10 protein-coding genes and 2 tRNA genes are annotated in these 9,608 nt (G+C 69.7%); 9 read left to right on the top strand and 3 right to left on the bottom strand.

The window, feature by feature from the left end; all coding sequences use genetic code 11:
- Positions 1-149 precede the first annotated feature (149 nt).
- Genes Q2100_RS04925 through Q2100_RS04900 form a run of 6 tightly spaced genes read left to right on the top strand, consistent with a single transcriptional unit; the run spans position 150 to position 6,011 of the window.
- Positions 150-1,562 (top strand): purine-cytosine permease family protein, encoded by a 1,413-nt coding sequence (locus Q2100_RS04925; RefSeq protein ID WP_302913058.1) that lies wholly within the window; start codon positions 150-152, stop codon positions 1,560-1,562.
- Positions 1,559-2,008, top strand: a complete 450-nt coding sequence (locus Q2100_RS04920) for a nucleoside deaminase (RefSeq protein WP_269893406.1) — start codon at positions 1,559-1,561, stop codon at positions 2,006-2,008. The genes Q2100_RS04925 and Q2100_RS04920 overlap by 4 nt, the downstream gene beginning before the upstream one ends.
- The gene (locus Q2100_RS04915) at positions 2,005-2,964 is read left to right on the top strand and encodes an isopenicillin N synthase family dioxygenase (RefSeq protein WP_302913057.1); all 960 of its coding nucleotides are present in this window, start codon (positions 2,005-2,007) and stop codon (positions 2,962-2,964) included. Before Q2100_RS04920 ends, Q2100_RS04915 begins: the two co-directional genes overlap by 4 nt.
- Before the next feature lie 26 nt (positions 2,965-2,990).
- Positions 2,991-3,470: a ribose-5-phosphate isomerase gene (locus Q2100_RS04910; protein ID WP_264015453.1), complete on the top strand. Its 480-nt coding sequence runs from the start codon at positions 2,991-2,993 to the stop codon at positions 3,468-3,470.
- A gap of 2 nt (positions 3,471-3,472) precedes the next feature.
- Positions 3,473-4,279, top strand: coding sequence for an Fpg/Nei family DNA glycosylase (locus tag Q2100_RS04905; RefSeq protein ID WP_302913056.1), 807 nt, complete (start codon positions 3,473-3,475; stop codon positions 4,277-4,279).
- Positions 4,280-4,322: 43 nt separating this feature from the next.
- Positions 4,323-6,011 (top strand): cation:proton antiporter, encoded by a 1,689-nt coding sequence (locus Q2100_RS04900; RefSeq protein WP_264015451.1) that lies wholly within the window; start codon positions 4,323-4,325, stop codon positions 6,009-6,011.
- A 74-nt stretch (positions 6,012-6,085) separates the two neighbouring features.
- On the opposite strand, the gene Q2100_RS04895 is transcribed toward Q2100_RS04900, so the two are convergent.
- Together Q2100_RS04895 and Q2100_RS04890 are read right to left on the bottom strand one after the other, a co-directional pair.
- On the bottom strand, positions 6,086-6,871 hold the full coding sequence (locus Q2100_RS04895) for a DUF1542 domain-containing protein (protein WP_302913055.1): 786 nt from the start codon (positions 6,869-6,871) through the stop codon (positions 6,086-6,088).
- Positions 6,872-6,918: 47 nt separating this feature from the next.
- Positions 6,919-8,103, bottom strand: a complete 1,185-nt coding sequence (locus tag Q2100_RS04890) for a serine hydrolase domain-containing protein (RefSeq protein WP_302913054.1) — start codon at positions 8,101-8,103, stop codon at positions 6,919-6,921.
- A gap of 251 nt (positions 8,104-8,354) precedes the next feature.
- Here Q2100_RS04890 and Q2100_RS04885 point away from each other — a divergent pair, with 251 nt between their 5' ends.
- A complete protein-coding gene (locus Q2100_RS04885) occupies positions 8,355-8,741 on the top strand; it encodes a hypothetical protein (RefSeq protein WP_302913053.1) in 387 nt (128 codons plus the stop codon).
- 85 nt (positions 8,742-8,826) lie between these two features.
- The gene (locus Q2100_RS04880) at positions 8,827-9,234 is read left to right on the top strand and encodes a hypothetical protein (protein ID WP_302913052.1); all 408 of its coding nucleotides are present in this window, start codon (positions 8,827-8,829) and stop codon (positions 9,232-9,234) included.
- Between the two features lie 65 nt (positions 9,235-9,299).
- Here Q2100_RS04880 and Q2100_RS04875 read toward each other — a convergent pair.
- Positions 9,300-9,373 (bottom strand) — tRNA-Gly (locus Q2100_RS04875).
- Between the two features lie 135 nt (positions 9,374-9,508).
- Here Q2100_RS04875 and Q2100_RS04870 point away from each other — a divergent pair.
- Positions 9,509-9,582 (top strand) — tRNA-Pro (locus tag Q2100_RS04870).
- Positions 9,583-9,608: the final 26 nt, after the last annotated feature.

The following is a 9,608-nucleotide window of genomic DNA, read 5'->3' as shown; positions in this document are numbered from 1 at the left end:
GCTCCCGACGGCGGTGCCGGGTGCGGCGGCGGTGGCTGCGGCGGCGGAGGCGGTGGCTGCGGGGGTTCCTGACACCCGCGCCGATCCCAATTGTTTCGATTGCGTTTACTCCGGTTGCGGTCCAACGCATCCGACCCCACCGTTGACCGATGACAGTCGCCGAACCCGCCGACATCCTCGAACAGTCCGACGGCACCTACCGTGACCGGGTGGTGGCCGTCGAACCCGGCGGCAACGAGGCCATCGCCGAGGCCGATCGGCACGGCAGGCCCAGCCAGCTGTTCTGGACCTGGGCGTCGCCGAACCTCGAGTTCGCGACGGTGTTCGTCGGCGTGCTGGCCGTCGCCGCCTATGGCATGACGTTCTGGCAGGCCGTCGGCGGCCTCGCCCTCGGCACCGGCCTCGGCGCCCTCGCGCACTACTTCCTGTCCGCCCGCGGGCCGCTGCACGGGGTGCCGCAGATGGTGCTGGGCCGGTTGGCATTCGGCTTCCGCGGCAACGCCGTGCCCGCGGTGCTGATGTCCATCACCGCAGGGGTGGGCTGGTTCGCCACCAACAGCGTCAGCGGCGCGTACGCGCTGTCCACCCTGTTCGGCTTCGGGCCCCTGGTGGGGCTGGTCATCATCGTGCTGCTGCAGACCGGGCTGGCGTTCTTCGGCCACAACCTGGTGCAGGCGTTCGAACGCTGGACGTTCCCGCTGCTCGCGGTGATCTTCGCGGTCACCTCGGTGGTCATCCTGTGGCAGGCCGACCTCGGCGCACCCGCGGCCGAGGGCGGTGTCGGCGGCACGGGCGGCTTCCTGCTCACCGTCGGAACGGCTTTCGGCTATGCGGCGGGATGGACGCCGTATGCGGCCGACTACACGCGGTATCTGCCGGCGAGCGTATCGACCCGACGGACCGGATCCTTCGCCTCCGCCGGGCTCTTCCTCGGGTGCATCGGCCTGATGAGTGTCGGCGCCGCCTCGGTGACCATCGGCGCCGGTGACGCGCTGGGGGACCCCACCGCCTCCTTCACGGCCCCGCTCGCCGGATGGCTGGCCGGAGCCACGCTGCTGGCCATCGCGATCGGCGCGATCGCGGCAAACTCGATCAACGTCTATTCGGGCGCAATGGCTTTCGTGACCATCGGGATCAAGTTGCCGCCGCACATCGCCCGCGCGCTGGTGACGGTGTTCTTCGGCGTGGCCGGGTTCCTCGTCGCGTGGTGGGCCCTGCCCGACGCGGCGCACAGCTACGAGGCGTTCCTGCTGATCATCGCCTACTGGATCGGTCCGTGGCTGGGAGTGGTGTTCGCCGACCAGTACCTGCGCCGCGGCCAGCGGGTGGCCGGATTGCTCTATGACCGTTCGTACACCAACTGGCCGGGCCTGCTGTCCTTCGGCATCGGACTCGTCGTGTCGGTGCTGCTGTTCTGCAACCAGCAGAAGTTCGTCGGCTTCGCCGCACGCGAGCTGCCCGGGCTGGGCGACGTCACGTTCTATGTCGGCTTCCTGCTGGCCGGTGGCTGCTATCTGCTGATGTGCCGCGCCCGTATCGCCGCGGAGCGTCTCGCGGTATGACGTCACCGCAGGACATGCTCGAGGTCGCGTATCGGGAAGCGCGACAAGGGCTTGCCGAGGGCGGCATCCCGATCGGTGCGGCGCTGTTCGCGGTGGACGGCACACTGCTCGGCAGCGGACACAACCGAAGGGTGCAGGAGGACGATCCCTCCATCCACGCCGAGACCGACGCATTCCGGGCCGCGGGCAGGCAGCGCGACTACCGGTCCACGGTGATGGTGACCACGCTGTCGCCGTGCTGGTACTGCAGCGGACTGGTGCGGCAGTTCAACATCGGCGCGGTGCTGATCGGCGAGGCCCGCACGTTCTCCGGCGGCCACGAGTGGCTGGCCGAGTACGGTGTGTCGGTGACCGTCCTCGACGACGACCGATGTGCGGACATGATGCGCGAGTTCATCGCTGCCCGACCCGGTCTGTGGAACGAAGACATCGGAGTCGCGCAGTGAGTTCGATTGCCACCGTGGACCTCTCCCGCTGGCGCGCGGGCGGTTCAGGTGCCCAAAGGGTGGCCACCGAGGTCGACGACAGCCTGCAGCGCGCCGGTTTCATCCTGGTCACCGGTCACGGCGTGGACGCCGCACTGGCGGCCGACGTCCGCGCCGCCGCCCGCGCCTTCTTCGCCCAGCCGGTGACGGTCAAGCAGCGCTACGCGGTGCCGGTGGGCGGGCACGGCTGGATCGGGCCCGGCGCCGAAGCCAACGGCTACGCCGAGGGCACCGAGACGCCGCCGGATCTCAAGGAGAGCTTCAGCCTCGGCGCGGAGACGCAGACCGGCGATGCCGACGTGGACCGGATCTGGTTCGCGCCCAACGTCTGGCCCTCTGAAGTGCCGGGTCTGCGCTCCCTGGTGACCGCCTACACCGACGCGGTGCGGCAGGTGGCCGACGAGTTGCTCGCGTTGTTCGCGCACGCGCTGAAGCTGCCGGACAACCCGTTCGCGACGCTCGCCGACCGGCCGACGTGGACGATGAACATCAACCACTACCCGCCGGTGAGCGTGGTCGGCGAGCCCGAGCCGGGCCAGTTCCGGATCGGCCCGCACACCGACTTCGGCACCGTCACCATCCTCGACCGCGAACCGGGGGCAGGCGGTCTGCAGATCTACTCGGAGGCCGACGGCTGGACCGACGCGCCCTACGACCCGGACGCGCTGACCGTCAACATCGGCGACCTGCTCGAGTACTGGAGCGGGCGGCGCTGGCCGTCGGGCCGGCACCGCGTCCTGCCGCCTCAACCGCACGCCCCCGAAGAGGACCTCGTCTCGCTGATCTATTTCTACGAGGCCAACCACGACGCCCGCGTGACGCCGCTCGCGCCACCGGTCGGGCGGGTGGCGGGGTTGACGCCGGTCACCTGCTCGGATTTCATCAAGGAGCGGCTGGACGCGATCACGGTGTCCTGACACCGGCGTCTGCCACAATGGCCGCCATGCGTGTCTATCTCGGTGCCGACCATGCCGGTTTCGAACTCAAGCAGGCGATCATCGAGCACCTGGAGGCCGGCGGTCATGAGCCGATCGACTGCGGCGCTCACAGCTACGACGCCGAGGACGACTACCCGGCGTTCTGCATCGCCGCCGCGCTGAAGACGCTGGCCGACCCGGAGAGCCTGGGCATCGTGCTCGGCGGCTCGGGCAACGGTGAGCAGATCGCGGCCAACAAGGTGCCCGGCATCCGCTGCGCGCTGGCGTGGAGCACCGAGACGGCGTCACTGGCCCGCCAGCACAACAACGCCCAGGTGATCGGCATCGGCGGGCGGATGCACACCCGCGAGGAGGCGCTCGCCATCGTCGACGCCTTCGTCACCACCCCGTGGTCGGAAGCCGAGCGGCACCAGCGCCGCATCGACATCCTCGCCAAGTACGAGCAGACGCACGTCCCCCCGCCGGTGCCGGGGGCGCCGGAGTAGCGATGCCTGAGGGGCACACGCTGCACCGGCTCGCCCGGTTGCATCAGAAGCGCTTCAAGGGCCGTCGGATGCGGGTGAGCAGCCCGCAGAGCCGGTTCGCCGACGGCGCCGCGATGGTCGACGGCCGCACCTTCACCGGTGCCAGCGCCTGGGGCAAGCACCTGTTCCACCACTACGACGGCGGCCGGATCGTGCACGTACACCTCGGGTTGTACGGCCGGTTCGACGACTTCACCCTCACTCCCGGCGACCCGCCGCCCGATCCGGTCGGCCAGGTGCGCATGCGCATCTTCAGCAGTGAGTACGGCGCCGATCTGCGCGGTCCGACGGCCTGCGAGGTGGTCGACGAGGCGCAGGTCTCCGACATCCTGGCCAGGCTGGGGCCCGATCCGCTGCGCCGGGACGCCGATCCGAGCACCGCCTGGGCGCGGATCGTGAAGTCCCGTCGGCCGATCGGCGCGCTGCTGATGGACCAGACGGTGCTCGCCGGCGTCGGCAACGTCTACCGCAACGAGCTGCTGTACCGCCACCGCATCGACCCCTACCGCACCGGAACCGACGTCGCCTCAGGTGAATTCGACGCCATGTGGACCGACCTGGTGGACCTGATGAAGGTCGGTGTGCGGCGCGGCAGGATCATCACGCTGAGACCGGACGACGACCACGGCGCACCGTCGTACCGCAAGGGCAGACCGCGCACCTACGTCTACCGCCGGGCGCTCGAGCCGTGCCGGATCTGCGACACCCCGATCCGCACCGCGGTGCTGGAGGGCCGCAACCTGTTCTGGTGCCCGCACTGCCAGCGCTGAAGGTGAGCGGGCGCGGCGCCGCTTTTGACGAGAGAATCGGCGCGTGGAACTGATCCTGGTAGTCGTCGGCGCCATCGTGGTCACCGCCATCGCCCACCGGCGCGGCCTGGAACCCGCGCTCATCATCGTCGTCATCGGCGGCGCGGTGTCCTTCCTGCCCGAGTTCGAGCCGCCCGAACTGGATTCGCACATCCTGCTCACGGTGGTCCTGCCGCCGCTGCTCTACTCCGCGGCGCTGAACTTCTCCTTCCCGACGTTCCTGCGCAACATCCGCCCGATCCTCGGCCTCGGCGTCGGCCTCGTGGTGGTGTCCGCGTTCGCGGTGGCGATGGTGTCCTCCTGGCTGGTGGTGGTGCCGCTGACGTTCGCCACCGCGCTGGTGCTCGGCGCGATCGTCGCGCCGCCCGACGCCGTCACCGCCGTGGCGGTGGGACGCAAGCTCGGGCTACCCAAGCGGGTGATGGCGATCCTGACCGGCGAGAGCCTCATCAACGACGCCGCGGCGCTGACGTTGTTCTCCATCGCGGTGGCGCAGGTCGCCGGAAGCCACACGTTCATCGAGAACCCATTCCTGCTGTTCGGCTACAGCGCGCTCGTCGGACCGGTCGTCGGCGGCGTGCTGGGCTACGTCACGCTGTGGATCCGCCGCAGGCTGGCCAATCCCGGCCTGGAGACGGTGCAGGGCCTGGTGGTCCCGTTCGCCGCGTTCATCGCCGCCGAGGAACTGCACGCCTCCGGCGTGCTGGCCGTCGTCGTCGCCGGCTTCGTGGTCGGCAACGGCACCCTGGACGCCGGCTACCAGACGCGGCTGCAGGAGCGCTACGTGTGGAACTCGGTCGACGTGCTGCTCGAGGCGTTCGTCTTCGCCTACATCGGCCTTCACCTGCGGTTCGTGCTGGAGGACCTGCGGGAGGCGCACGAGTCGCTCGTCGAGGTGGCCGTCGCATCGGTGATCGTGCTGCTGATCGTCCTGGTGATCCGGCCGCTGTCGGTGTTCGCGATCTTCGGCCGCAACAAGCTGTCCAGCCACGTCGGGAACCGGCTCAGCGTGCCGGTCCCGGTCGGTGGCCGCGGCGCGCTGGGCACGCGGCAGCGCAAGAGACCCAGCGCGGGTTGGCGCGCCCGCATCGACCGGCGGTCGCTGTCATGGCAGGAGAACGTGGTGGTGTCGTGGACGGGGATGCGCGGCGTGGTCACGCTGGCCGCCGCGGCCGCCATCCCGGCGACGACGGCGGCGGGGGATCCGTTCCCCGAGCGCGCCACCATCCAGGCCATCGCCTTCGTGGTCAGCGTCGGCACCCTGCTCATCCAGGGCTGGACGCTGCCGGTGCTCATCCGCAGGCTGCAGATCTCCCGGTTCTCCGACGACCACGCCGCCGACCGCGAGGAGGAACTCAAGGCCGAACGCGTCGTCCACGATGCGCTCGACGCCGTGCTCGCCGAATTCCGCGCCAACCCGCCGGAGAACATGGACCCGCGGGTGCTCGCCGAGATCCGCGCGGCGATCACCCGGCAGTCCGAGGAGATCGACGAGATGCCCGACCCCGAGGCGCCGACCAAGCGGGCGAAGGTCTACTCGGCGCTCTACCGCGACGTGCTCGCCGCCCAGCGGGCCGCGCTCATCGCCGAGCGTGACGAGGGGCGAATAGAGGACGAGGCCGTGCGCGCGATGCTCGAGCGGCTCGACCTGCAGGAGGCCGGAGTGTCGGCACGACTCGAGAGCCGCTTCTAGCGTCGGGAGGGCTCGAACCTGAGCTCGTGTGCGCTAATTCGAAAACTTCGCGCACACAAGTTCAGACTCGGCGGTCAGAAGCCGCCGAAGTCGCCGCCGCCGAAATCGCCGCCGCCCCAGCCGCCGCCGTCACCGCCGCCCCAGCCACCGCCGTCACCGCCGCCGCCGTCGAAGCCACCCGCGTCGCCGCCGTCGGCGCCCTCCGCGCCCTGGTCGTAGCCCTGGGCGAACCCCTGCTCGTAACCCGTACCGGCCATCCCGGAGAACAACGCGCTGAACAGGAGCACCGAGCCGACACCCCACGCGCCGGCGACCAGCGCCGGCTTCCACCATGGCTCGGAGTACCAGCCCGCAGGCACCGGGCGACCCGCAACGGTGCCTCCCGGGTAGTAATTCGGGGTGCGTTGCGACGGGCTCGGCGACGCCTGGATCTCGCGGCCCTCGAACTCGACGCTGCGGGACTCGGTCACCGAGCCTGCGGTGCGCTGGCCGGCCAGCGACTCGAGCTCCGGCCCGGGGTCCATGCCCATCGCGACCCGGGCCGCCCGCACGTAGTAGAGGCCCTCGACCGCGCTCTCCTTGGCCAGCAGTGCCTGCTTCGCCGTCGTCGCCTGGTCGATCTGCGACGAGGCGGCGGTGTAGCGCTCCGACGCGTCGGCCATCGCCTGTTTGGAGGCGTCGTCGTTGCCGCTGAGGTTGAGCACCTGGCCGCCGAGGCGTTCGATCACCCGGCGGGCGTCAGCCTTGGCGTCGGCCAGCGACTCCGCCGAACGCTTGCCCGCCGACTTCGAGGCGGTGTACACCACGACGGCGATCGTCGCGACGACCAGGACGATGAGCACGAGCAGAACGCCGTTCATGCCTTTCAGCGTACCGACAGGAATGGTCGCGACCGGGTGCGCGAGATTCAGTCCTGAGCGACTCTCAGGGCGGCGTAGACCTCGTCGGAGAGCGCCAGGCTGCGCGGGTCGGCGTTGCACTTCGTGGCGTCGAACCGGTTCATCACGTAGGCGTAGCCGATGCGGTGTTCGAGGTCGGCGAACGCGAAGGAGCCCCCGGACCCGCCGTGCCCGAACGACCGCGGGTTCGGACCGGCGACGCGGCGCTGGTTGAGCATGTAGCCCAGTCCCCACCCGTGATCGGCGACGCGCGATCCGAGCACCAGGTCGGTGTCGTTGCCGCCCTGGCAGATTCGCACCAGGTCGAGGTGCTCGGGGGAGAGCAGCTTGCCCTGGGCCAGGGCGTTGTAGAAGGTGGCCATGCCGATCGCGGACACGTGGGCGTTGGTGGCGGGGAACTCGCCGAGGCGCCACCGCGTCAGCGCGTGTGAGCCCAGCTCGTCGTCGGGGATGTGGCCCATGGCGACCGACAGTCCGGCCTTCGGGTGCTCGGCCAGCGAGACCGGCATGGCGGGTGCGTCGCCCGCGGCGAGCACGTCGCGGATGTGCGGCTTGCCGATCATGTCGGCGCACCGGTGGTGTTCGGCGGCGAGCAGGCCGATGTGCACGTCGATGCCCAGCGGCTCGGCGATCTCGGTGCGCAGGTACTGGCCCAGGGTTCGGCCGGTCACCCGGCGGACCAGTTCACCGAGGATGAATCCGAAGCTGACCATGTGGTAGCCCTGCGCGCTGCCCGGTGACCACCAGGGTTCGGCCGCGGCCAGCCGCGCGCAGACCGCGTCCCAGTCGGTGGTGTCCGACCAGTGCAGCGGGGCGCGCGGTCCGATCACCCCCGAGCGGTGTGCCAGCACCATGGCGACCGTGATGTCCTGCTTGCCGGCTTGTGCGAACTCGGGCCAGTAGGCGGCCACCGGCGCGTACAGGTCGAGCTCGCCGCGGTCGGCCAGCAGGTGGATGCAGGTGCTCGTCAGGCCTTTCGATCCGGAGAAGACACTGGCGAGGGTGTCGCGCCGCCACGGTCGTCGCGCGGCGGCGTCGGCGTGCCCGCCCCACAGGTCGACGACCAGGTCGCCCTCCACCCAGACGGCCACCGCGGCGCCCACGTCGTCGCGTTCGGTGAAGTTCGCCTCGAACGCGTCGCGCACCTTGGCGAACAGCGGATCACAGCGGCCGTGCACGGGCTTGTCTGTCACTGTTCCCCTGTCCGGGCGCCGCCGGCCCCGTCGGGTCGAGGCGAAAAGCCAACTCGCGCAATTTGACTGACGATGCTATCGGCCGAAACGGCGACGGCGGCCGAGGCGATCGGATCGTTACGCGGTCGGTACCGATCGGTGTCACGGCATGATTGCTGGTGTCCGCTTCAGCGAATCGAGGGATTCGCACGGTGCGGCGGTCGGGAAGGCCGCATACTGAGCGCCTGCGCTCGACCACAATGGGGAGAATCATGAAGTTTCAAGCGATTTCGGGCGTGGCGGGGGCCGCGGCGGTTATCGCGGCCGCAGCCGTGTGGTCGCCGGGTGTCGCGAATGCGGCGAACGACGGATTGTTCAGCGGCACGTACGTCATCGCCCCGTTCGGCGACACCGTTCACGTCACGTCCGATTGCCCCGAGTGCGACGCCGTCGGCACGGGTCCGTCGAGGACGGTGGTCATGAACTGGAACGGCGTCGGCTGGCAGCACACCCACGAACTGGCGGGCTGTGGTGTGGCCACCGGCACCGGGACGCCGACCGTCGTGACCGACGGCTACGTCCAGGAGCTGACGCTGGTGTCGGTGAGCAGCTGCCCGGCGGCGAACATCACAGCGGTATGGACGCGCGTCGGCCCCTGATTCTGATCGCCGCGCCAGGCCCTGATCCGCCAACATCCCGCCTACCTGATCAGCTTCAAGCGAAGCAAACCGAAGGGACGACCTCGTGTTCAAGCTCTACACCGCCAGCGCGATTCTCGCCGGGGTGGGCGCGTGCGGCGTCGTCGCATTCGCTCCGATCGCCGGTGCGCAGGATCCGCCGTGTGAACAGCGGCCGCCAGACCAACAGCAGCAGTGCCAGCAGGACCGGGCCGCCGGCATCGCCGGCCAGGTCGAGGGCGCCCTGGAACAGGGGCAAGACGCCCTGCAACAGGGGCAAGACGCCGTGCGCCAGGGCCCGGTCAAGCCTTTGATCGACCCGGCAACGGGCAAGGCCAACCCCGGCCCAACTGGCCTGCGCGTACTGATAAATGGCGTTGATACCTGTTTGCCGGTCGGGGTACCTGCTCCTCTGGGAGCCGACGTGCGGATTGTCCCGGGCGATATGACCGGGCACTGCATCTTGGGGCCGTAGAAGGTCCGACGCCAGCGCAGAAAACTGGCCACCACCTGCGATAACTGGCCTGTCGAGCCGTTCTGTGGAGCGGGCGACGGGAATCGAACCCGCGTAGCTAGTTTGGAAGACTAGGGCTCTACCATTGAGCTACGCCCGCATGTTGTGCACCGCAGATCGTACCGGCGCGCCGTCGATCAAGGCCAATTGGCTGCCGCGCGCGCATGCGTGCCGCCGGCAACACGTAGTATCTCGCGTGGTCAGTGACGCGCGTGCGGGCGACGAGGACCACCTTCGGGGTGTAGCGCAGCTTGGTAGCGCATCCGCTTTGGGAGCGGAAGGCCGCAGGTTCAAATCCTGTCACCCCGACAGCACCACCCATATTCAGACATCGA

The organism is Mycolicibacterium arseniciresistens (assembly GCF_030519285.1).
In the GTDB taxonomy this organism is placed as follows: Bacteria; Actinomycetota; Actinomycetes; order Mycobacteriales; family Mycobacteriaceae; genus Mycobacterium; species Mycobacterium arseniciresistens.
The sequence above is the reverse complement of the archived record's forward strand: the minus strand, read 5'-3'. Positions and strand labels throughout refer to the sequence as shown.

Excerpts from the sequence above, each read along its gene's own strand:
- Q2100_RS04925 (WP_302913058.1), top strand. The coding sequence starts at position 150 with ATGACAGTCGCCGAACCCGCCGACATCCTCGAACAGTCCGACGGCACC.
- Q2100_RS04885 (WP_302913053.1), top strand. The coding sequence starts at position 8,355 with ATGAAGTTTCAAGCGATTTCGGGCGTGGCGGGGGCCGCGGCGGTTATC.
- Q2100_RS04920 (WP_269893406.1), top strand. The coding sequence starts at position 1,559 with ATGACGTCACCGCAGGACATGCTCGAGGTCGCGTATCGGGAAGCGCGA.
- Q2100_RS04905 (WP_302913056.1), top strand. The coding sequence starts at position 3,473 with ATGCCTGAGGGGCACACGCTGCACCGGCTCGCCCGGTTGCATCAGAAG.
- Q2100_RS04895 (WP_302913055.1), bottom strand. The coding sequence starts at position 6,871 with ATGAACGGCGTTCTGCTCGTGCTCATCGTCCTGGTCGTCGCGACGATC.
- Q2100_RS04910 (WP_264015453.1), top strand. The coding sequence starts at position 2,991 with ATGCGTGTCTATCTCGGTGCCGACCATGCCGGTTTCGAACTCAAGCAG.